The sequence below is a fragment of the Aquitalea sp. LB_tupeE genome (assembly GCF_013391415.1).
Classification (GTDB): domain Bacteria; phylum Pseudomonadota; class Gammaproteobacteria; order Burkholderiales; family Chromobacteriaceae; genus Aquitalea.
Genome location: NZ_JACAXB010000026.1, coordinates 228,173 through 250,553 on the forward strand (window position 1 = coordinate 228,173; position 22,381 = coordinate 250,553).

General features: G+C 60.2%; 20 protein-coding genes. 11 read left to right on the top strand and 9 right to left on the bottom strand.

What is annotated here, in order from left to right; all coding sequences use genetic code 11:
* Positions 1 to 5 precede the first annotated feature (5 nt).
* From astA to HWX34_RS13970, 9 genes are all read left to right on the top strand, one after another.
* Complete coding sequence (gene astA, locus HWX34_RS13930) at positions 6 to 1,040, top strand: arginine N-succinyltransferase (protein ID WP_178972793.1); 1,035 nt, start codon at positions 6 to 8, stop codon at positions 1,038 to 1,040.
* Positions 1,037 to 2,497 carry a succinylglutamate-semialdehyde dehydrogenase gene (gene astD / locus HWX34_RS13935; RefSeq protein ID WP_178972794.1) on the top strand — a complete coding sequence of 487 codons (1,461 nt, stop codon included), beginning with the start codon at positions 1,037 to 1,039 and terminating at the stop codon, positions 2,495 to 2,497. Before astA ends, astD begins: the two co-directional genes overlap by 4 nt.
* The gene (gene astB, locus HWX34_RS13940) at positions 2,494 to 3,840 is read left to right on the top strand and encodes an N-succinylarginine dihydrolase (RefSeq protein WP_178972795.1); all 1,347 of its coding nucleotides are present in this window, start codon (positions 2,494 to 2,496) and stop codon (positions 3,838 to 3,840) included. The genes astD and astB overlap by 4 nt, the downstream gene beginning before the upstream one ends.
* A 712-nt stretch (positions 3,841 to 4,552) precedes the next feature.
* A complete protein-coding gene (locus HWX34_RS13945; protein ID WP_178972796.1) occupies positions 4,553 to 5,482 on the top strand; it encodes a branched-chain amino acid ABC transporter permease in 930 nt (309 codons plus the stop codon).
* 17 nt (positions 5,483 to 5,499) lie between these two features.
* Positions 5,500 to 6,582: an ABC transporter ATP-binding protein gene (locus HWX34_RS13950; RefSeq protein WP_178972797.1), complete on the top strand. Its 1,083-nt coding sequence runs from the start codon at positions 5,500 to 5,502 to the stop codon at positions 6,580 to 6,582.
* Between the two features lie 3 nt (positions 6,583 to 6,585).
* Complete coding sequence (locus HWX34_RS13955) at positions 6,586 to 7,356, top strand: ABC transporter ATP-binding protein (RefSeq protein ID WP_045845293.1); 771 nt, start codon at positions 6,586 to 6,588, stop codon at positions 7,354 to 7,356.
* Positions 7,353 to 8,063, top strand: coding sequence for an ABC transporter ATP-binding protein (locus HWX34_RS13960; RefSeq protein WP_178972798.1), 711 nt, complete (start codon positions 7,353 to 7,355; stop codon positions 8,061 to 8,063). The genes HWX34_RS13955 and HWX34_RS13960 overlap by 4 nt, the downstream gene beginning before the upstream one ends.
* A 15-nt stretch (positions 8,064 to 8,078) precedes the next feature.
* Positions 8,079 to 8,870: a YdcF family protein gene (locus HWX34_RS13965; RefSeq protein ID WP_178972799.1), complete on the top strand. Its 792-nt coding sequence runs from the start codon at positions 8,079 to 8,081 to the stop codon at positions 8,868 to 8,870.
* A gap of 33 nt (positions 8,871 to 8,903) precedes the next feature.
* A complete protein-coding gene (locus HWX34_RS13970) occupies positions 8,904 to 9,656 on the top strand; it encodes a molybdopterin-binding protein (RefSeq protein ID WP_178972800.1) in 753 nt (250 codons plus the stop codon).
* Positions 9,657 to 9,720: 64 nt separating this feature from the next.
* Here HWX34_RS13970 and HWX34_RS13975 read toward each other — a convergent pair whose 3' ends face one another.
* The 7 genes from HWX34_RS13975 to HWX34_RS14005 all read right to left on the bottom strand — a co-directional run bounded on the left by HWX34_RS13975 (position 9,721) and on the right by HWX34_RS14005 (position 17,753).
* Positions 9,721 to 10,812 (bottom strand): polyamine ABC transporter substrate-binding protein, encoded by a 1,092-nt coding sequence (locus HWX34_RS13975; protein ID WP_178972801.1) that lies wholly within the window; start codon positions 10,810 to 10,812, stop codon positions 9,721 to 9,723.
* Positions 10,813 to 11,165: 353 nt separating this feature from the next.
* On the bottom strand, positions 11,166 to 12,056 hold the full coding sequence (mmsB, locus tag HWX34_RS13980; protein WP_178972802.1) for a 3-hydroxyisobutyrate dehydrogenase: 891 nt from the start codon (positions 12,054 to 12,056) through the stop codon (positions 11,166 to 11,168).
* 31 nt (positions 12,057 to 12,087) lie between these two features.
* Positions 12,088 to 13,209, bottom strand: coding sequence for an enoyl-CoA hydratase/isomerase family protein (locus tag HWX34_RS13985; protein ID WP_178972803.1), 1,122 nt, complete (start codon positions 13,207 to 13,209; stop codon positions 12,088 to 12,090).
* Positions 13,210 to 13,220: 11 nt separating this feature from the next.
* Positions 13,221 to 14,003, bottom strand: a complete 783-nt coding sequence (locus HWX34_RS13990) for an enoyl-CoA hydratase (protein WP_178972804.1) — start codon at positions 14,001 to 14,003, stop codon at positions 13,221 to 13,223.
* A gap of 89 nt (positions 14,004 to 14,092) precedes the next feature.
* Positions 14,093 to 15,253, bottom strand: coding sequence for an acyl-CoA dehydrogenase family protein (locus HWX34_RS13995; RefSeq protein WP_178972805.1), 1,161 nt, complete (start codon positions 15,251 to 15,253; stop codon positions 14,093 to 14,095).
* Between the two features lie 100 nt (positions 15,254 to 15,353).
* Positions 15,354 to 16,856: a CoA-acylating methylmalonate-semialdehyde dehydrogenase gene (locus HWX34_RS14000; protein ID WP_178972806.1), complete on the bottom strand. Its 1,503-nt coding sequence runs from the start codon at positions 16,854 to 16,856 to the stop codon at positions 15,354 to 15,356.
* 45 nt (positions 16,857 to 16,901) lie between these two features.
* A complete protein-coding gene (locus HWX34_RS14005) occupies positions 16,902 to 17,753 on the bottom strand; it encodes a 3-hydroxybutyryl-CoA dehydrogenase (RefSeq protein WP_178972807.1) in 852 nt (283 codons plus the stop codon).
* A 144-nt stretch (positions 17,754 to 17,897) separates the two neighbouring features.
* Here HWX34_RS14005 and HWX34_RS14010 point away from each other — a divergent pair, with 144 nt between their 5' ends.
* Positions 17,898 to 18,290: a MerR family DNA-binding transcriptional regulator gene (locus HWX34_RS14010; protein WP_178972808.1), complete on the top strand. Its 393-nt coding sequence runs from the start codon at positions 17,898 to 17,900 to the stop codon at positions 18,288 to 18,290.
* 35 nt (positions 18,291 to 18,325) lie between these two features.
* On the top strand, positions 18,326 to 19,513 hold the full coding sequence (locus HWX34_RS14015; protein WP_178972809.1) for an acetyl-CoA C-acyltransferase: 1,188 nt from the start codon (positions 18,326 to 18,328) through the stop codon (positions 19,511 to 19,513).
* Between the two features lie 72 nt (positions 19,514 to 19,585).
* Here HWX34_RS14015 and HWX34_RS14020 read toward each other — a convergent pair whose 3' ends face one another.
* Both HWX34_RS14020 and HWX34_RS14025 read right to left on the bottom strand, forming a co-directional pair.
* The gene (locus HWX34_RS14020) at positions 19,586 to 20,698 is read right to left on the bottom strand and encodes an AI-2E family transporter (protein WP_178972810.1); all 1,113 of its coding nucleotides are present in this window, start codon (positions 20,696 to 20,698) and stop codon (positions 19,586 to 19,588) included.
* A gap of 134 nt (positions 20,699 to 20,832) precedes the next feature.
* A complete protein-coding gene (locus HWX34_RS14025; protein ID WP_178972811.1) occupies positions 20,833 to 22,281 on the bottom strand; it encodes a methyl-accepting chemotaxis protein in 1,449 nt (482 codons plus the stop codon).
* Positions 22,282 to 22,381 lie beyond the last annotated feature (100 nt).

Genomic DNA, 22,381 nt, shown 5'->3' on the forward strand with positions numbered 1-22,381 from the left:
ACAGCATGATGATTATCCGCCCGATCGCGCATAGCGATCTGCCCGGCCTGATGAATCTGGCACGAAGTGCCGGTGTCGGCCTTACCTCCTTGCCGGTGAACGAAGAACGGCTGTCGCGTCGCATCAGCCGTTCGGTTTTGTCCTTTGCCGGAGAGCTGGACCGCGCCGACCAGGGCTATGTGTTTGTGCTGGAAGACAGCGAAACCGGCCAGGTTGGCGGTATCTGCGCGCTGGAGGCCGCTGTTGGCCTGAAAGAGCCCTGGTACAACTACCGCGTTGGCACCATTGTTCATGCCTCGGACGAGCTGGGTGTGTACTCGCGTCACGAAACCCTGTTCCTGTCCAACGACCATACCGGTTATTCCGAGCTGTGCACCTTGTTCCTGCATCCGGATTTCCGCGCCAACCGCAATGGCGGCCTGCTGTCCAAAAGCCGCTTCCTGTTTCTGGCGCAATTCCCGCAGCTATTCGGCAAAACCGTGGTGGCGGAAATGCGCGGCGTATCCGATGCCGATGGTCGCTCTCCCTTCTGGGAAGGCCTGGGACGTCACTTCTTCTCCATCGATTTTGCCCAGGCGGATTACCTCACCGGTGTTGGCCAAAAGGCTTTCGTGGCCGAGCTGATGCCCAAACACCCGGTATATGTCGACTTTTTGCCGGCGGATGCCCAGGCGGTGATTGGTAAGACCCACGACAACACCCGCCCGGCCGTGGCCATGCTGGAATCGGAAGGCTTCCGCTACGAAGGCTATGTCGACATCTTTGATGCCGGTCCTACCGTGCAGGCCTATACCAGCGAGATTCGTGCGGTAAAGGAAAGCCGCACCGTAACTGCCCGCGTGCTGGACCCGCTGCCCGAAGAGGAGCGTTGCCATTATCTGGTCTCCAATCAGTCGCTGACCGGTTTCCGGGTAATTCTGGCTGAAGCGCCAGCCCCCACCCACGAATTCTGCCTGACGCCGGAACAGGCGCAGGCCCTGAACGTGCAGGAAGGCGAGCATGTGCGCGTGGTTGCGCTATCGCCCAAGGAGAAAGCATGACTACCCTGTTTATCAATGGACAATGGCTGGCCGGTGCCGGTGCAGACTTGAGCAAGACTAACCCGGCGACTGCCGAAACCATCTGGCAAGGGCAGGGAGCCGATGCCGCGCAGGTTGATCAGGCTGTGCTGGTGGCGCGTCAGGCCTTCAAGGCCTGGGCCCGCACTGCACTGGACGAGCGCATTGCCATTGCCCGCCGTTTTGGCGAACTGCTGACGGCCGACAAGGATGCCTTGGCCACCATCATCGCCAAGGAAACCGGCAAGCCGATGTGGGAAGCGCTGACCGAAGTCACCACCATGGTCAACAAAGTGGATATTTCGGTGAAGTCCTATAACGAGCGTACCGGCGAGCGTGCCGCGACCATGGGCGATGCCCAGGCGGTGCTACGCCACAAGCCACATGGCGTGGTGGCGGTGTTCGGCCCGTACAACTTCCCCGGTCATCTGCCCAATGGTCATATCGTCCCTGCGCTGCTGGCTGGCAACTGCGTGTTGTTCAAGCCGTCCGAGCTGACACCGTGGACCGCGCAGGAAACGGTGCGGCTGTGGGCTGAAGCGGGTTTGCCAGCCGGGGTGATTGCCCTGCTGCAAGGTGCACGTGAAACCGGTATTGCGCTGGCCGGCCACAAGGGTATAGACGGCCTGTTCTTTACCGGCAGCTCCGCCACTGGCGAACTGCTGCACCGCAATTTCGGCGGGCAGCCGGACAAGATCGTGGCGCTGGAAATGGGTGGCAACAATCCGCTGATCGTGGAAGACGTGGCCGATGTCGATGCCGCCGTGCATCACATCATCCAGTCCGCCTTTGTCTCGGCCGGACAGCGCTGCACTTGCGCGCGTCGCCTGCTGGTGCCGCAAGGTGCGTGGGGTGATGCCTTGCTGGCGCGGCTGGTAGAGGTCACGGCCAAGCTGAAAGTGGGGCAGTACGACGAACAACCGGCACCGTTCATGGGCGCGGTGATCTCCAACGCTGCAGCCGAGGCCTTGCTCAAGGCTCAGGCCTGGCTGCTGGAAAACGGCGGCAAGAGCCTGTTGGAAATGCGTCGCCTGACACCGGATGCCGCCATTCTGTCGCCAGGCATCATCGACAGCACCGCGGTGGAGCGCCCGGACGAAGAATTCTTCGGCCCGCTGCTGCAAGTCATCCGCTATGCCGATTTTGATGAAGCCATCGCCATTGCCAACGACACCCGCTTTGGTCTGGCCGGTGGCGTGCTGTCCGACAGCCGCGAACTGTACGAACGCTATCTGCTGGAAAGCCGCGCTGGCGTGGTCAACTGGAACAAGCCCTTGACCGGTGCTTCCAGTGCCGCACCGTTTGGTGGCATCGGCGCATCGGGCAACCATCGCCCCAGTGCCTATTACGCCGCTGATTATTGCGCTTACCCGGTGGCCTCGCTGGAATGCGACAACCTGACCGTACCCGCCCAACTTTCTCCGGGGATTACACTGTGAACGCCTACGAAGTGAATTTTGACGGCCTGGTCGGGCCGACGCACAACTACAGCGGCCTGTCTTTTGGCAATGTGGCCTCCACCAGCAACACCAAGGCAGTGTCCAATCCCAGGCAGGCGGCCCAGCAAGGCCTGGCCAAGATGAAGGCACTGCACGACCTGGGTTTCAAACAGGGCGTCCTGGCCCCGCACGAGCGCCCGGACGTGGCTAGTCTGCGCCGCCTGGGTTTTTCAGGCACCGATGGCGAAGTAGTGGCACGTGCTGCCAAGGAAGCCCCGGCCATTCTGGCGGCAGCTTCCTCGGCCTCCTGCATGTGGACGGCCAATGCCGCCACGGTCAGCCCGTCCGGAGATACGGCGGACCAGCGGGTGCACTTTACCCCGGCCAATCTGAACAACAAGTTTCACCGTTCCATCGAACATCCCACCACGCGTCGCCTGTTGCAGGCCATGTTTGCCGATGAGCAGCATTTCATGGTGCATGAGGCGCTACCGGCACAAATGCACTTTGGCGATGAAGGCGCGGCCAACCATACCCGCTTCTGTGCCGAATATGATGCTGCCGGGGTGGAGTTCTTCGTGTTTGGCGCAGCAGCGTTTGATAGCCGTTATCCGGCCCCGCAGCGCTTCCCGGCGCGGCAGACGCTGGAAGCCTGCCAGGCGGTGGCGCGCCTGCATGGTTTGTCGGAGTCCGGCGTGGTGTATGCCCAGCAGGACCCGGCCACCATCGATGCCGGTGTATTCCACAATGACGTGATTTCTGTGGGCAACCGCAATGTACTGTTCCATCACCAGAAATCTTTCCTGGAACAGGGCAGGGTACTGGAAGAACTGTCACGCAAGCTGGCAGCCGTGGGTGGGCAGTTTGTCCCGGTGGAAGTGCCGGATGCCGAAGTGAGCGTGGCCGAGGCCGTAAAGAGCTATCTGTTCAACAGCCAGCTGCTGTCCAAGCCGGATGGCAGCATGATCATCGTGGTGCCGGAAGAGTGCCGCAATGTCGAGCGCGTGTGGAGCTATCTGCAAAAGATGACGTCCAGCGGCGGCCCGATCAATGAAATCCGCGTGTTCGACCTCAAGCAGTCCATGCAGAATGGCGGCGGCCCGGCTTGCCTGCGTTTGCGGGTGGCGATGTCGGCCAGCGAAATTGCCGCAGTCAACAAGGGGGTACTGATGAGCGATGCGCTGTTCGCGACGCTGAACGCCTGGGTGGAGCGGCATTACCGCGATCGTCTGAGTGCGGACGACCTGGCCGACCCCTTGCTGCTGGATGAATGCCGTACGGCGCTGGACGAGCTGACGCGCATCATGCAGCTGGGTTCGGTTTATCCCTTCCAGCTGGCCTGAGCCAGGCAATGGAGCGGGGCGATGTTTCCATTTGGGTCAGTTGCCCTGTTTCTGTCTATATATAAAGCCACCTGGGGGTGGCTTTTGTGCTGTTATGGGGCGCTGCTGCATTTTTTGCCACAATGTGGGGCGTATTTCCCGTTTTGGCTGGCAAAAAACTGGCCCGACTCTTGCTATAGAGGCCGCAACAAGCAGTTTTGTCTGCGCCGCTTGCTTACTGATGTAGTGCGCCGACAAAAATTTTGCAGGTATGGGGTGTGCTCAGGCTGACGGACGATTGTATTCCGAAGATTGTATACATTCGAATGAGTGCGAAAATTCTGTGTTCGCATTGGAATGCGAATGAACATTTCTTTTCGATTGCGAATATTTTTAAGGGGAAACATGTCAAAAATGTGAAAATGCAGTCTTTCGCAGGTGTGTTCGCATGCAGTGAAGATATCTCATTTTATCTTGCTGCAGCGCAGTAATAACGCCTTAAAAAACCCAATAAAATCAATAACTTGCGATAATTTTAAATGATTTGCCTTTTTGCTGTTTTTCACCGGTTTTTCAGATTGACAGTCGATTGAATCCACACGCATAATCCGTGCGGCTGTCAGACAGAAACCAGGAAAATGGTTCGATACGACAGGCAACAACTACAGGTGGCATAAGAAGAGGGGAAGCCCTACAAGCTGCTGGGTCGTTTAAATCAAAGGAGATCTCCCACGTGGACATTTTTTTCCAACAGATCCTCAATGGTCTGGTACTTGGTAGCATCTATGCGCTGATCGCGCTGGGTTACACCATGGTGTACGGGATCATGGGGCTCATCAACTTCGCCCATGGCGAAGTCGTGATGATTGGTGCAATGGTATGTATTACCGTTGTTTCTACCCTGATGCACTCGGGTGTGGACCTTCCAGGCTGGGCTATCGTGCTGATCGGCACGCTGGTTGCCATTCCGGTTTGCGCCTTGCTTGGCTTTGTCATTGAACGGGTGGCTTACCGTCCGTTGCGTGGCGCTCAGCGTCTGGCTCCGCTGATTACCGCGATTGGCTTGTCCATTTCGCTGCAGCAGATTGCCATCCTGATCTGGGGCCGCAACTACATCCCCTTCCCTGACCTGCTGAACGCTGACACTGTCAGCATCATGGGTGCCAGCATTACCAAGCTGCAAATCATGATTGTGGTGCTGTGCCTGGTGCTGATGATCGGCCTTCTGGTTGTGGTTGAGAAAACCAAGCTCGGTCGCGCCATGCGTGCCACCAGTCAGAACCCGGCTGTGGCCGGTCTGATGGGTGTCAACGTCAACACCATCATTTCCGCCACCTTCATGCTGGGCTCCGCCCTGGGTGCGATTGCCGGTGTAATGGTTGCCACCAACTACTCCCAGGCCCACTACTACATGGGCTTCATGATCGGCCTGAAGGCGTTCACCGCTGCAGTGCTGGGTGGTATCGGCAATCTGGGTGGTGCAGTGGCCGGCGGTATCCTGCTGGGCATCATCGAAAGCCTGGGTGCAGGTTATATCGGTCAGCTGACCGGTGGCTTCCTGGGTTCCAACTATCAGGACATCTTTGCCTTCATGGTGCTGATCCTGGTGCTGATTTTCCGTCCGTCCGGCCTGCTGGGCGAAAAGATGGCTGACCGCGCCTGATCCGGGGGAGAAATAACATGAGCAAGGCATTTGATTCCAAACAAATCGGGCTGTTCATCGCCAGCGGCATTGCCCTGTGCGTACTGCCCTTCGTGGTAGGTGGCGCGCTGGGTAATTCCTGGGTGCGTATCGTCGACTTCGCGCTGTTGTACGTGATGCTGGCACTGGGCCTTAACATCGTGGTGGGCTTTGCCGGCCTGCTCGACCTGGGCTTCATCGCCTTCTATGCCGTGGGTGCCTACACCTACGCATTGCTGGGTTCGCCGCACTTCGGCATTCACTGGCCCTTCTATGTCACCATTCCGCTGGGTGCGCTGTTTGCCGCCTTCTTCGGTATTCTGCTCGGTACCCCGGTACTGCGCCTGAAGGGTGACTATCTGGCCATCGTGACGCTGGGTTTCGGAGAAATCATCCGTATCTTCATGAACAACCTGAACGCGCCGGTCAACATCACCAACGGCCCGCAAGGTATCAACCTGATCGACCCGATCCGCGTTGGCGCTGCCGACCTGGGTTCGCCGATCAACCTGTTCGGCCTGTCCCTGCCGCCGGTCTATCTGTACTACTACCTGTTCCTGGTATTGACCGTCATCGTGGTGATCATGGCTTCCCGCCTGCAGCACTCCCGTATCGGCCGTGCCTGGGTTGCGCTGCGTGAAGACCAGATTGCCGCTTCGGCCATGGGCATCAACATCCGTAACATCAAGCTGCTGGCCTTTGCTCTGGGTGCGCTGTCCGGTGGTGTGGCTGGTGGCCTGTTCTCTGCCTTCCAGGGTTTTGTCTCGCCGGAATCCTTCAGCCTGCTGGAATCCATCATGATCCTGGCCATGATCGTTCTGGGTGGCATGGGTAATATCGCCGGTGTGATCCTGGGTGCTGTCGTGCTGACCATCGCACCGGAAATCCTGCGTGACGTGATTGGCCCGCTGCAGATGAAGACCATGGGTCGCATGCTGATCGACCCGGAAAACGCCCGCATGCTGCTGTTCGGCATTGCCATGGTGGTGATGATGCTGGTTCGTCCGGAAGGCATGCTGCCGTCCAAGCGCCGCAAGGCTGAATTCAAGGACGCCAAAGAAGCGGCTGCGCAGAAAGGTTAAGTCATGGCTGAAGTACTGCTGAAAATCGAAGGCATCAACAAGCGTTTTGGTGGTCTGCACGCACTGAGCGATGTCGGCCTGACCATCAACAAGGGTGAAATCTACGGTCTGATCGGCCCGAACGGCGCGGGCAAGACCACGCTGTTCAACGTGCTGACCGGCCTGTACGTGCCGGACGAAGGCTCCTTCACTTTCGACGGCCACAACCTGTTCCAGGCCAAGCCGCACGTGGTGGTGAACGCCGGTATCGCCCGTACTTTCCAGAACATCCGCTTGTTTGCGGAAATGACTGCGCTGGAAAACGTGATGGTGGGTCGCCACATCCGTTCCAAGGCCGGTGCGCTGGGCGCGGTACTGCGTGACCGCCGTACCCGCGAGGAAGAAAAAGCGATTACCGCCAAGGCCTGGGAACTGCTGGAATACGTCGGCATTGCCGACGTGGCCGACGAACGTGCCCGTAATCTGTCCTACGGCCACCAGCGTCGTCTGGAAATCGCCCGCGCGCTGGCCACCGAGCCCAAGCTGCTGGCACTGGACGAACCGGCTGCCGGTATGAACCCGCGTGAAACCGAAGAGCTCAAGGAGCTGATGAGCAAGATCGCCAAGAGCGGTACTACGGTTTTGCTGATTGAACACGACGTCAAACTCATGATGGGTCTGTGTGACCGTATTGCGGTGCTGGATTACGGCAAGAAAATTGCCGAAGGCATTCCGGAAGAAGTACGCAAGAACCCGAGAGTGATTGAAGCTTACCTGGGAGCGGCACACGCATGAGCCTTCTGGAAGTTAAAAACCTGCAAGTGGCTTACGGCGGCATTCAGGCTGTACGTGGCGTGGATTTCCACATTGACCAAGGCGAACTGGTCACCCTGATCGGTGCCAACGGTGCCGGCAAGACCACCACCCTGAAAACCCTGATCGGCATGGTGAAGCCGTCCGGTGGCAGCATCACTTACGATGGCAAGCTGAACGGCACCATTCCGTCCCACGACTATGTGCGTCATGGTCTGGTGATGGTGCCGGAAGGCCGGGGCATCTTCAGCAAGCTGACGGTGGAAGAAAACCTGCAAATGGGTGCCTACTACCGCAATGACAAGGCGGCTATCCAGAGCGAAATCGAGCGCGTGTACGAACTGTTCCCGCGCCTGAAAGAGCGTTACAAGCAGCTGGCCGGCACCCTGTCCGGCGGCGAGCAGCAAATGGTGGCCATGGGCCGTGCCATGCTGTCCAAGCCCAAGCTGCTGTTGCTGGATGAACCGTCCATGGGTCTGGCCCCTATCATCGTGGAAAAGATTTTCGAAATCATCCAGATGATTGCCAAGGAAGGCGTGACCATGCTGCTGGTGGAGCAGAACGCCAAACTGGCCCTGGAAGTGTCCCAGCGCGGTTATGTGATGGAAAGCGGCCGTATCACCATGGGTGGCCCGGCGCGCGAATTGCTCGACGACGAACGCGTGCGTAACGCCTACCTCGGCGAGTAAGCAAAAGAGTCTTCAATGACAGCAACGATTAGCCCCGAAGTACTGGTCCACCAGCTCTTCGGGGCCTTTTTATTGCCCCCGCTGCTTTTCATTCTCCCCATCGCCCTGGGGCTGTTGCTGCGCCGCCGTGCTCCGGTGATGGGCACCAGCCTACTATGTGTCGGCCTGCTGCTGGCCTATCTGTTGTCCATTCCCCGTACTGCCATGTGGCTGAATGCCGGTCTGGAGCGCTATCCGGTGGCAAACACCACCCAGCTGCAACAGCAACAGGCCATCGTGGTGTTGGGGGGCGGCAAGAAACCGGCTCCGGAATACGACCGTAATGAACCCAGTGCCGATACCCAGACCCGGCTGCGCTACGCGGCATTTCTGGCACGGCGTACCCATCTGCCGTTGCTGGTGACTGGTGGTTCGCCCTATGGCGGCGAACCGGAAGGCGAGGTGATGGCACGTACCCTGCAACAGGACTACGGCCTGTCAGTACGCTGGGTGGAAATGCAGTCCAATACCACGCTGGAGAACGCCCGTTACAGTGCGCTCATGCTGAAAAAGGCCGGTATCAGTCGCATCGTGCTGGTCAGCCAGGGCTGGCATCTGCGCCGCGCGCTGCCGTTTTTTCAGGCCCAGGGCCTGAATGTGCTGCCTGCACCCACCGGTTTTGTCCGTTATGATGGCGCAGGGCTGGCCTGGTATCTGCCCACCGGGCGGGCCATGCAGGAATGTCATTCCGCCTTGCGCGAATGGCTGGGCATTTTCTTTTACTCGGTACAAGGCTGGTTGCACGGCAGGGCCACGCAGCCGGACTGATGCCGGGTCAACTCCGAGCAAGAGGTGTGAAGCGTGAACGTTGCAGCCATCATCATCGGCGATGAATTGTTGTCCGGCAAACGGCAGGACAAGCATTTGCAATCCCTGATCCGCATTCTGGCGGTGCGCGGTCTGAATCTGGCCGCTGCTGAATATGTGGGCGACGACCCGGCACGCATCACCGCCGCCTTGCAGCGTGCATTCGCCAGCGGTGAACTGGTGTTCAGTTTTGGCGGCATCGGAGCCACCCCGGACGACCACACCCGCGCCTGCGCGGCACAAGCCCTGGGCGTGCAACTGGAAGTTCACCCGGAAGCCGGGGCGCTGATCGAGGCGCGCTTTGGTGAGGATGCCTATCCGCACCGCATCAATATGGCGATGTTTCCGCCGGGCAGCCGCATCATCCCCAATCCGGTCAACCAGATTGCCGGTTTCTCGCATGGCGACGTGCATTTCGTGCCGGGCTTCCCGGCCATGGCCTGGCCGATGATCGAATGGGTGCTGGACAGCCAGTACCGCCATCTGTTCAATGACAGCCCGGATGTGGAGCAAGGCGTGATTGCACTGGATGCTCGCGAGGGGGATCTGATCACCCTGATGCAGGATTTCAGCCAGCGCTATCCTGCCCTCAAGCTGTCCAGCCTGCCCAGCTTTGGCAACGAAACCATTCCGCAGATGCATATCGACTTCGGCTTTACCGGCCAGCGCCAGCTGGTGGAGATTGCCATGGCCGAATGGCGCAAGGCGCTGATAGCGGCGGGGTATGTATTGCGCGAGCGCGCTTGAACTCGGGTGTGGCAAAACAGAAAAAGGGGCGTTGAGCCCCTTTTTTCATGTGCAGACCCGATACTCAGCGCCCGGTTTTCAGCTGCGTCCACAGCCGGTTTTGCAGGCGCATGATATCAGCCGGTACCGGCTCCAGCAGGAACAGCTTGTTGATGAGGGCCGGTGGCGGGTAGATGGCCGGGTCGTTGGCAATTTCCGGCTTCACGAACTTGCGCGCTGCCGCATTGGCGGTGGGGTAGAACACCGTATTGGTGATACCGGCGTTTACTTGCGGGGTCTGCATGTAGTTGATCCACTGCAGGGCAGAATCGGCATTCTTGGCCCCCTTGGGAATCACCATCACGTCAAACCACAGCGGCGCACCGGTTTTGGGAATGAAATACGCCAGCTGGTAGGGGCGTTTGGTTTCGGCCGCACGTGCCTTGGCAATTACTACATCACCCGAGTAGCCCAGTACCATGCAGATATCGCCATTGGCCAGCTCGTTAATATAGCCGGAGGAGCTGAAGCGCTTGATATAGGGGCGGATTTTTTGCAGGGTCTGGAAGGCGGCCTGATAGTCAGCCGGGTTGCGGCTGTTGGGTTGCTTGCCCAGATAGTGCAGGGTGGTGGCGAACACGGCCTTGGCATCGTCCAGTACCGAGATGCCGCAGCCTTTCAGTTTTGCCGCTTTTTGCGGGTTGAACAGGTTGTCCCAGTCGTCCAGCGGTGCGTCCTTGCCCAGTAAGGGCTGCACCTTGGTCAGGTTGTAGCCCAACCCATCAGTGCCATAGGCCCAGGGTACACCGTACAGGTTGCCGGGGTCGGCACCGGCAATCTTGGCCATCAGCGCCGGGTCCAGATTACGCAGATTGGGCAGCTTGCTCTTGTCCAGCTTCTGGAAGGCCCCGGCCTGTATCTGCTTGGCCATGAAGTCCGAGGTGGGGGTAACGATGTCGTAACCCGAGCTGCCGGTCAGCAGTTTGGATTGCAGGGTTTCATTGCTGTCGTAGTTGTCGTAGCGCACCTTGATGCCGGTCTGTTTTTCAAAGCCGGGAATGGTGTCCTTGGCAATGTAATCCGACCAGTTATATACATTCAGCACCCCGGCGGCGCTGGACGCCTGGCTGGCAGCGGCCAGCAACAGGGTGGTGGCAAGCAGTGTTCTGGTTTTCATGGCTGGTTTCCTGAGCGGTTGTATACGTCGTCATGAAGGGCGTTGGACCTCATCCGGATGACATGGTTTCGCTGGGTGCAGGACAACCGGCCAAACTGCCCTGTGTGAATACGCCGGATGCCAAAGAACCCGACATAAAGCCGGGCGCAAAACCCCCTCTCGCTTTCTGAAATGAAAGCGAGGCTCCCTTTCAGGGAAAGGGCGGGGGGATTGGGATTAGGTGGAAAGGCTGCGGAATCAAGTGCTTAGTTGGAAGGCCCGGCTTTGCCGGGTCCAGTACCATCGCATCAAATTACTTTGTCAGCAGCCTGTGCCCGGCACCAGGCCGGGCAGGGACAGACAAGAAACCGGATTCAGTCTTGCGGATGGAAATACTGCAGGATGCTGGAAAAATCCAGCTGGCCGTGGCCGGCTGCTGCATGGCTTTCGTACAGATTGCGGGCGAGTGAACCCAGCGGTGTGGCGGCATGGCTGTCCAGTGCGGTGGTTTCGGCCAGGCCCAGGTCTTTCAACATCAGCGCAGTCATGAAGCCGCCGCTGTAGCCACGGCTGGCTGGGGCGGTTTCCATCACGCCCGGCCAGGGGTTGTACAGCTCCAGCGCCCAGTTGCGGCCGGAACTCTTGCTCATGATGTCCGACAGTACTTTCGGGTCCAGCCCGTTCTTCACCCCCAGTGCCAGCGCCTCGGCGGTGCCTGCCATCAGGATGCCCAGCAGCATGTTGTTGCAGATCTTGGCGGTCTGGCCCGCGCCGTTGCCACCAGCGTGGAAAATGTTCTTGCCCATGGCCTCCAGCAACGGGCGAGCTTCGGCCAGATCGGCCTCGTCACCGCCGACAATAAAGGTGAGGGTACCGGCAGCGGCCCCGGCGGTGCCGCCGGAAACCGGCGCGTCCAGCATGCGCAGGCCAGCTGCAGTGGCAGCATCGGCCACCTTGCGAGCATCGCTGGCGGCAATGGTGCTGCAGTCAATGACCAGCGTACCCTTGGGCAGGCTGGCAAACAGCCCTTGCTCGCCCAGATACAGCGCCTGCACATGCTTGCCGGCCGGCAGCATGGAAATCACCACGCTGGCGCCTTGCACGGCGTCCAGTGCGCTGCTGGCGGCACGGGCACCGGCTGCTTGCAGCCTGGCCAGTGCGTCGGGTGACAGATCGAAAGCGGCGACGCTAAAACCCTTGGCCACCAGATTGAGCGCCATCGGCCCGCCCATATTGCCCAGGCCGATGAAGGCGATGTGTGTCATTGCGTCTCTCCTGTTGTTGTGCAGTCCCAACTTACTGCAAGCTGGCCAGCGGGTGCTGATCTGCCGGCCAAGGGGAAGCAAAATGGCTGTCCACCCAGTCCTGCGGGATGTCGGCCAGCTGGCGGTAATGCCATTGCGGCTGTCTGTCCTTGTCCACCAGCAGCGCGCGCACGCCTTCGCGGAAATCCGGCTTGTGGCAGAAGTTGAGCGACAAGATCAGCTCCATGCGCAGAGCCTCGGCCAGTGACAGGTGGCGGGCACGCTGGAAAATTTCCCAGGTCACGGCTGCAGATACCGGGCAGCCGTGGTGGAAGTTGCGGGCCGCGCTGGCCAGCCACTCGTCATCAAATGGTTGCGTGCCCAAGGCATTGGCCACGCTGGCCAGATCGCCCATGCTCATCAGTTGATGAATGGTCAGCAGATTGGGCGCGACATTGGAGGCTGGCAGACTGGAGCGTGCGGCTTGTTCCAGCTGGCTGAGCAGGGCGGAAACCTGGGCGTGGCGGGTGGCGCTGTCAGCATCCCAGTATTGCTGTTGCAACTGCAGCAGCAGCTGCGGCCAGGCATCGCTGGCCAGCACGTGGTCGGCCAGATTGCAGATCAGCGCATCGTGTGCGTTCAGCGGCGCGCCGGTCAGGCCGAGGAACAAGCCGACGCGGGCTGGCATGCGTTGCAGAAACCAGCTACCTGCCACGTCGGGATACAGGCCTATGGTGATTTCTGGCATGGCAATGCGGGTGGCGCTGCTGGCTACACGGTGGCTGGCCCCGGCCATCAGCCCCAGCCCGCCACCCATCACGATGCCGTGACCCCATACGATGAGCGGCTTGGCATAGCAGTGGATGTGGTAGTCCAGCGTGTATTCTTCGCGGAAAAAGTCCAACACCTGTGGCTGCGGGTGGCTGTCGTCAGTCAGCAGCGCTTCGCGCAGGGCGCGCACATCGCCACCGGCACAGAAGGCTTTTTCGCCAGCACCGCGCAGCAGCACGGCGGCGATGTCGGCGTCGGCCTCCCAGCTGGCAAGCTGGGCTTGCAGCAGGCGTATCATCTCCAGCGTCAGCGCGTTTAGCGATTTTTCGCTGTTGAGAGTGGCAATGCCGAGGCGTTTGCCATCGGCACAGCGGCGTTCTTCAAACAAGACTACATCGGGCATGACGGCTCCTGTCAGCGGTTGTGCCATTGCGGGCTGCGCTTGGCCAGAAAAGCCTGCACGCCTTCTTGCTGGTCAGCGGTATCGAACAGCTTGATGAACTGCTCGCGCTCGTGAATCAGGTTATAGCCGGGCGGCTCGATGCGTGCGCGCTGTACCAGCTGCTTGCACACCTTGACCGAGGAGGGCGACTGGCGTGCTACTTTTTCCGCCAGCTTGAGCGCGGCTTCCAGTGCCTGGCCCTGGCCGACCACCTCTTCCACCAGACCGATGCGCTCGGCGGTGTCGGCATCCACCCGCTCGCCGCACAGAATCATGCGCTTGGCCCAGCCTTCACCCACCAGCCAAGGCAGCTGCTGGGTGCCGCCAGCGCAGGGCAGCAGGCCGACTGCAGCTTCCGGCAGCGCCATTTGTGCCTGCACTTCGGCAATGCGGATGTCGCAGGCCAGCGCGCATTCCAGCCCGCCGCCCATGGCATAGCCGTTGATGGCGGCAATGCTGACACCACGGAAGGCGGCCAGTGCCTCGAAGGCCTCGCCGAACAGCATGGTCATTTCGGTGGCCACCAGCTTGTTGCCGTCGGCAAACAGGTTCAGGTCGGCCCCGGCGGAGAAGAACTTGCTGCCGCTGCCGGTAATCACCAGCGCGTAGATGTTGTCGTCCGCGTTCAGGTCTGCCACCAGTTGCTTGAGCGCATTCAGGCTGGCGCGGTTCCAGGTGTTGGCTGGCGGGTTGTCGATGGTGACCTGGGCGGTGTGGCCGATGAGGTTCACGTCCAGATGAGCGTAAGTATTCATGTGGCTGCCTTTGAATGTGGTTCAGTCTGTATTTGCTAATCGCGACCTCTACTCAGCGCGGTTAACAAAATAGCGTAGCGTGCCGGGTCTTAGCGCAGGTTTTCCAGCGCGCCGTCTTTCAGTAGCTGCCGGGCGACGATCATGCGCATTACTTCGTTGGTGCCTTCCAGAATCTGGTGCACCCGGGCGTCGCGTACATGGCGTTCCAGCGGGAAGTCCTTCAGGTAGCCATAGCCGCCAAACAGCTGCAAGGCATTATTGGCGACATTGAATGACAAATCGGTGGCAAAGCGTTTTGCCATGGCGCAGTAGGCGCTGGCGTCGGTGCTGCCGCTGTCCAGCTTGAATGCTGCCAGGCGTACCATCTGGCGTGCGGCCACCAGCTCGGTCAGCATGTCGGCCAGGCGAAACTGCACGGTCTGGAAGTCGGCCAGCGGCTGGCCAAACTGTTGCCGCTCCTGCACATAGCGTTGGGCGGCATTCAGCGCGGCCTGGGCGGTGCCCACGGCGCAGGTGGCGATATTGATGCGGCCGCCATCCAGTCCCTTCATGGCATAGGCAAAGCCCATGCCTTCTTCGCCCAGCAGGTTGCCCACCGGAATTTCCACATTGTCGAAGGTGATGGCGCGGGTGGGCTGGCTGTTCCAGCCCATTTTCTTTTCCTTCTTGCCATACTGCACGCCGGGTGCATTGGCAGGCACCACAAAGGCCGACACGCCTTTGGGGCCGGGGCCGCCGGTGCGGGCCATCACCACCAGCACATCGGTGCTGCCCGCGCCGGAGATGAACATCTTGCTGCCGTTCAGCACATAGACTTCGCCCTGTTTGTCGGCGCGGGTCTTGAGCGAGGCGGCATCGGAACCGGCACCCGGCTCGGTCAGGCAATAGCTGCCCAGCACCTCGCCGCTGACCATGCGCGGCACCCATTCCCCGGCCAGGGTGGCGCTGCCGAAGCTGGCAATCATCCAGCTCACCATATTGTGGATGGTGAGATAGGCGGCGGTGGAGGTGCAGCCTGCTGCCAGTTCTTCAAACACGATGGCCGAATCCAGCCGCGACAGGCCCAGCCCGCCGTAACTTTCCGGGGTGTACAGGCCAAGAAAGCCCATGTCGCCGGCTTCGCGGATGGTAGAGAGCGGAAAGGTTTCTTCCAGGTCCCATTCAGCAGCGAACGGCGCCAGGCGGCTGCTGGCAAAGTCACGCGCGCTGTCCTGGAAGGCCAGCTGTTGTTCGTTGAGTGCAAAGTCCATGTCGGTTTCTCCTCTTGCAGCAGCCGGGCCGGTGGGGGAGAGCGGCCAGCTGCTGTCTTGTTTTATCTGACGTGAATCGGTCTGCCTTGATCAGTGCAACTCAGCGCAGCGAAATGGTGGTGTGCACCTTGCCGCTGCTGGCCTCGTCGTCGAACCAGCGGCTGGTGACGGTTTTGGTCTGGGTATAAAACAGGATGACCTGCTTGCCGTAAGGGCCGAGGTCGCCCAGTTTGGAGCCGCGCGAGCCGGTAAAGCTGAACAGCGGCACCGGCACCGGAATCGGCACATTGATGCCGACCTGACCGACGTCGATGTCTTCCTGAAAGCGCCGTGCCGCCGCGCCGCTCTGGGTGAAGATGGCAGTGCCGTTGCCATTGGGGTTGGCATTGATGATGGCAATGGCCTCATCCAGCGTGTCCACGCTCAGCAGGCAGAGCACTGGGCCGAAGATTTCCTGCCGGTAAATGGCCATGTCGGTGGTGACGCCAGAAAAAATGGTGGGGCCGACAAAGTTGCCCTCCGGATAGCCATCCACTTGCACTTCCCGGCCATCCAGCGCCAGCACCGCGCCTTCGGCCACGCCCTGATTGATCAGGCTGCTTACCCGTTCGCGGGCCGCGCAGGAAATCAGCGGGCCCAGGTCCGGGTTGTCCTTGCCTGCACCTACGCGCAGGGACTTGGCCTTGGCCACCAGGTCGGGAATCCAGCTGCGCGCTTCACCCACCAGCACCGCTACGCTCAAGGCCATACAGCGCTGGCCTGCTGCGCCAAAGGCTGCGCCGGTCAACTGGTTCAGCGCCTGTTCCTTGTTGGCATCCGGCAGCACGATGGCGTGGTTCTTCGCTCCCATCATGCATTGCACCCGTTTGCCAGCCAGGCTGGCGCGGTTGTAAACATGGGTGCCGACGCGGCTGGAGCCGACAAAGGAAATGGCCTTGATGTCCGGGTGGTCGCACATGGCATTCACCACCGCTTCGCCGCCATGCACCACATTCAGCACGCCCGCCGGGATGCCAGCCTGCAAGGCCAGCTCCACCAGCCGCATGGTCACCATCGGGTCCTGCTCGGACGGTTTCAGCACAAAGGTATTGCCGGTGGCAATGGCCATCGGGAACATCCACAGCGGAATCATGGCCGGGAAGTTGAAGGGGGTGATGCCGGCACACACGCCCAGCGGCTGTTGTACGGTGTAGGTGTCCACGCCACCAGCCACGTTTTCGGCGTATTCGCCCAGTTGCAGATTGCCAATGCTGGCCGCGTGTTCCACCACTTCCAGGCCACGGAAGATATCGCCTTCGGCATCGGCCAGGGTTTTGCCCTGTTCTGCCGTCAGCAGAGCGGCCAGTTCCTTCATGTGCTCGCGGATCAGCTGCTGGTACTTGAGGAAAATGCGGGCGCGGGTGCCGATGGGGGTTTTCTTCCAGCTGGCGAAGGCGGTTTTGGCGCTGGATACCGCAGCCTGTACTTCTTCGGCGGTGGCCATGGGGACCCGTGCCAGCACTTCTTGTGTGGCCGGGTTGATGATGTCGCGCCAATCCTGGCTGTGCGATTCGACAAATTCACCGTTGATCAGCAGCTTGACGCTGGGAACAGCCTGTTTCATCTGCAACTCTCCTGTGCTTGGCGGCTTGTGTGCCGTCTTGGTCTATCAGTCGTAGTGATAAAAGCCCTTGCCGCTCTTGCGGCCCAGATGCCCGGCGGCCACCAGTTGTGCCAGCAGCGGACAGGCGCGGTATTTGCTGTCACGGAATTCGGTATAAAGGATGTCCATGATGGACAGGCAGGTGTCCAGGCCAATCAGGTCGGCCAGCGCCAGCGGGCCGATGGGGTGGTTCATGCCCAGCTTCATCACGGTGTCGATGTCCTCGGCGGTGGCCAGGTTTTCGAACAGGGCAAAGGCGGCTTCGTTGATCATCGGCATCAGGATGCGGTTGGAAACAAAGCCCGGGCCGTCTTTCACCGTCACCGGGGTCTTGCCCAGCGCTACCGCCAGTTCGAATACCTGCTGGTAAGTGTGGTCGGCGGTCTGGATGGCGCGGATGATTTCCACCAGCTGCATCAAGGGCACCGGGTTCATGAAGTGCATGCCCACCACCCGTTCCGGTTGCGCTACCCAGGCGGCAATGCGGGTGAGCGAGATGGACGAGGTGTTGGAAGCCAGAATGGCATCCGCCCGCACCACGCTGCCCAGTTCGCGGAAAATGCTTTCCTTGATGGTCGGGTTTTCGGTGGCGGCTTCCACCACCAGATCGCGATCGGCCAGATCGGCCAGCCGGGTGGTGGGGTGGATATGCGACAGCACCGTGGCGATGTCGGCTTCGGCAATGCTGCCTTTTTTGGCCATGCGCGCCAGGCTGTTGCCGATGGCGGCCAGGCCCTTGTGCAGGGCGGCCTCGCTGACGTCGGCCAGTTTCACGTCAAAGCCATGCATGGCAAACACCTGGGCAATGCCGTTGCCCATGGTGCCTGCGCCAACCACGCCGATTTTTTGTGTTGTCATGTGCTGTTCTCCTGCGTTGTTTTTATCACAATAACTTGACGTTTACGTCAACGTCAATCAACAATCCGGCATCGGGGATCAAAACACGGCTAGCGGCTGCCAGCAGGCACAGGGCAGGGCCAAAACAACAACAGGGGAACAGGCATGCAAGGCGTAACCTTCAGCATCAGCCAGTTGGCGCAGGAATTTGATGTCACCACGCGCACCATCCGCTTTTACGAAGACCAGGGGCTGCTGGAGCCGCAACGCGATGGCCAGCGCCGCATTTATACCCGCCGCGACCGGGTGCGGCTGATGCTGATTCTGCGTGGCAAGCGCATTGGCCTGTCCTTGCTGGAAATCCGCGAGCTGTTCGATTTGTACGATGCCGCCAGCAACGACGAACCGCAGCTGCGCGAATTCATCCGCATCCTCAGCCGCAAGGAACAGCAATTGCAGGAACAGCTGGACGACATCCGTGTGGTGATGGGGGAAATCAGCCAGATTCGCAGCCAGTGCGAGAAAGCCTTGGACAAGCAGGCAGGCAGCAAGCCCTAAGCGGGCAAACAACCCTTTCAGGAAGGAACAAACAGATGCAACAGCAAGAATCGATTGTCATCGTGGGCATGGCCCGTACTGCCATGGGTGGTTTTCAGGGCATGTTTGCCCGCCAGACGGCCAGCCAGCTGGGTGCAGCCGCCATCCGCGCTGCGGTGGAGCGCGCCGGGGTGCCCGCGGCCGACGTGGACGAGGTGATCATGGGCTGCGTGCTGCCCGCCGGCCAAGGCCAGGCTCCGGCCCGCCAGGCTGCGCTGGGTGCCGGGCTGCCGCTGGCGGCTGGCTGCACCACCATCAACAAGATGTGCGGCTCCGGCATGAAAGCCGCCATGCTGGCGCACGACCTGCTCTTGGCTGGTTCGTCCAGTGTAATGGTGGCTGGTGGCATGGAAAGCATGAGCAATTCGCCCTATCTGATTCCCAAGGCGCGCGGCGGCCTGCGGCTGGGACATGGTGAAATCAAGGACCACATGTTTCTGGATGGTCTGGAAGATGCCTACGACAAGGGCAAGCTGATGGGCGTCTTTGCCGAAAACTGTGCTGGCGAGTATGGCTTCAGTCGCGAAGCACAGGACGCCTTTGCCATCGCCTCGCTCACCCGCGCGCAGAACGCCATTGCCGAAGGTCGCTTCCGCGAGGAAATCACCCCGGTGGTGGTGGAGGGCAAATCCGGTGCACAGTCCATGGAAATTGACGAGCAGCCGCTCAAGGCAAAACTGGACAAGATTGCCAGCCTCAAGCCTGCCTTCCGCAAGGACGGCACGGTGACGGCGGCCAATTCCAGCTCCATTTCCGATGGTGCCGCCGCGCTGGTATTGATGACCGCCAGCGAAGCCGCCCGTCGTGGCCTCAAGCCGCTGGCCCGGCTGGTGGCGCACGCCACCCATGCGCAGGAGCCTGGCCTGTTCACCACCGCGCCGGTGGGGGCCATGCGCAAGCTGCTGACCAAGACCGGCTGGACAGTGGCGGATGTCGACCTGTTTGAAATCAACGAAGCCTTTGCCGTGGTCACCATGGCGGCAATGCAGGAGCTGGGCCTGCCGCACGACAAAGTAAACGTGCATGGCGGGGCCTGCGCACTGGGCCACCCGATTGGTGCTTCGGGTGCGCGGGTGATGGTGACGCTGCTATCCGCCCTGCGTCAGCATGGCGGCAAGCGTGGCGTGGCCAGCCTGTGCATTGGTGGTGGCGAGGCCACGGCGGTGGCGCTAGAGCTGTTGTAATACAGCTTGTGCAACAAAAAAGCGCCCTGCAGGGCGCTTTTTTCATGGGACAAATCCCTTAGCCAACGTGGTTTACTGGCGGTTCTCCAGCGGATCACACGGCGATTCGGGCTCCTCGGCAGGCTCCGGATAATCCTCCGGCCGCAGCCAGTGGCGGAACAGGGTAAAGCCCACGGCCAGCAGGGTAGGGCCGATAAACAAGCCCAGCAGGCCCCAGGCCAGCAGGCCGCCAATCACCCCCATGAAAATGATGGACAAGGGCATTTGCGCGCCCTGGCTGATCAGTAGCGGTTTGAGCACATTGTCGATGGTATTCACCAGCAAGAAACCCCACGCCACCAGGAAAATGCCCAGGCCGGTTTCGCCGGAGTAAAACACCCAGCCGGCAGCCGGCAGCCAGATGATCAGCGTGGGCAGTTGAGCCACTGCAACGATAAAGCACAGAAAGCCCAGCACCAGTGCGCCCGGTACGCCGGCAATCAACAGGCCGACCACGCACAGCACGGTTTGCGCCAGCGCGGTGCCCACCACTCCGGTGGTAACGCTGCGAATGGTACGGGCAATCACCTCCGGCAATTCGTCTGCCGTGGCGCCGCCCAGCTTGCTGATGGCCAGTTCGGCGGCATCCCACAGCTTGTCACCATTGATCAGCAACAGGCCGGCAATCACGATGGCCAGCACGATTTCCAGCATGCTCAGGCTGGCTGAAGCCCCGCTTTCCAGCGCCCACAAGGCGGCCTTGTTGATGGCCGGGCGGATTTTGTCGATAAAGCCCGGCAGGTCCAGTTGCACGCTTACCCAGAACTTGTGCAGCGACTCACCCACCAGTGGCAGGGTGTTGACCCAGGCCGGAGCATTGGGCAGGTGAATGCTGGTGAGGTCGCGCGACATGGACGCCAGCTGCGGGATGGTATCGGCCAGCGTCAGCGCCATCAGGCCAATGGGAATGGCCAGCGTCAGTGACAGTGCTCCCACAATGATGATGGCAGCCAGCTTGGCACGGCCATTGAGCCGCAGCCGCAGCCGGGTAAACAGCGGCCAGGCCGAAATGGCAATGATGGCGGCCCAGGTGAGCGCACCCAGAAACGGCTGCATGACCTTTAGGCAGGACAGGATGAGCAGGCCCATCACGGCGACGCGCAACACGGCCATCACACTGATACTGGGAAAGGGTTTGGGCGTCATGAAGAAAATCCGGAGTCTGAGTGAAAAAGGCAGGCATAAGGCCTGCCCGATGGTGTGACACGTTAATGGATCGACCCGCGGACTTCAAGCCAGCGCAACGAGGGAAACCTTGTTCCCTGGGTTATCTGGCCCGTTTATCTCACCTTGACCATGATGCGCAGTACGCCCCACTGCCTGCCTTGTACAAAAATGGGTGCCGAATAGTTCTTCATCAGGTCAAAACGGCCACCACCCATATTGCGGCGGTAGGTTTGTACCAGGAAGGGCTTCTTGGTTTTCATCTGGTTGAGCGAGGTGCGGTCCAGCTGACGCGTTCTGGCGCGTGAGTTGGCCGCATTCCATACCGGGTCAGCGGTGGGCGGTTTGGCAAATTCCCGGTTGATGATCGGGTAGTAATTGTTCATGTCGCCCGGTGTGCAGGCGATGATGTCGGGCGAGGAGTCGACAATTTCATTGCACAGCGGCCCCAGTTGGCGGGCGCAGAATTCGGTGTGGCGTGTCAGGTAGTGCGGCGGCGTGATATCCGGTACTTGCTGGTACTGGGTATCGAACAGGTCGTTGATGGAAATTTCGCCGCGTTGTACCGCATCTTCAAACAGCCTGGAAACCTGATTGGCCGACGCCACGATTTTCTCGATAAACGGTGTGTCCACCGTCTTGATTCCGGCTTCGGAAGTCAGCGACACCAGATCCTCGCTCATATTCAGCAGTGAGGCGGTATGGCCCTTGATGACTTCGATATCCTTCAGTGATTCCCGGGTGGTTTCCGCCACTACCCGGATTTCATCTTCAATATGACGGCAGTGTTCGCGGTTGCCGACCGCTTCTTCCACAATCCCGGCTACCGAATGTTTGACCTGGGCCAGATCCTTGCTGATCTGATCAATGCGGGTGACCGCAGAACCAATTTCGCCTGTGCCGGAGCGTGCTGCCTGGGCAACCTGCGAGGCGGCGCGACTGTTGGCAATCAGCGCATCCACCTGGCTGCTGAGCGCGCTGAGGGTGGCCTGAATCATTTGCACCGCGCCCTCGGTCTGGGCGGAAAGGTTTTTGACGTTATCTGCCACCACGGCAAAACCGCGACCGGCTTCTCCGGCGCGTGCCGCTTCGATGGACGCATTCAGCGCCAGCAGATTGGTCTGTTTGGCGACATCATTGACGGTTTTGGAAACCTGGGAGACATGTTCCAGCGAGGTGAGGATTTCCGGCAGCTTGGCTTCGATCTGGCCAACACCGTCCACCAGCTCAAGAATGGCATCCAGCGCCACTTTGACGGTGGCACGGGTTTCTTCCATGCAGGTCGCCGCTTCGGTGGCATTTTTGTGGGTGGATTCAGCCGCATCGCCGATGCGGGTGTTGGCACTGGAGAGGGAGTGAATCGCCTCGACCATCGAAGCCATTTTCTCCGTGCGGCTGGTGGCCCGTGCATGTACCGTGTCCACCCGGCCATCAATTTCCACTGATTCAATGCCCAGCCGGCCAACGCGCTCGGCCAGTGCTGTGACAGTGCGACGCAAGGTATCTTCCGACACGGCATCTTGTGGCCCGGTTGCTGCCGCCGGATCATTCTTCACCCAAAACATGAGACCCATCATTCCCCCAACATTCATCTGCGGTTTCATTAGCGGCACGCAAGTTGCTGGCATGGCCTGTCAGTACGACCCGATATGTGCACTGCACAAT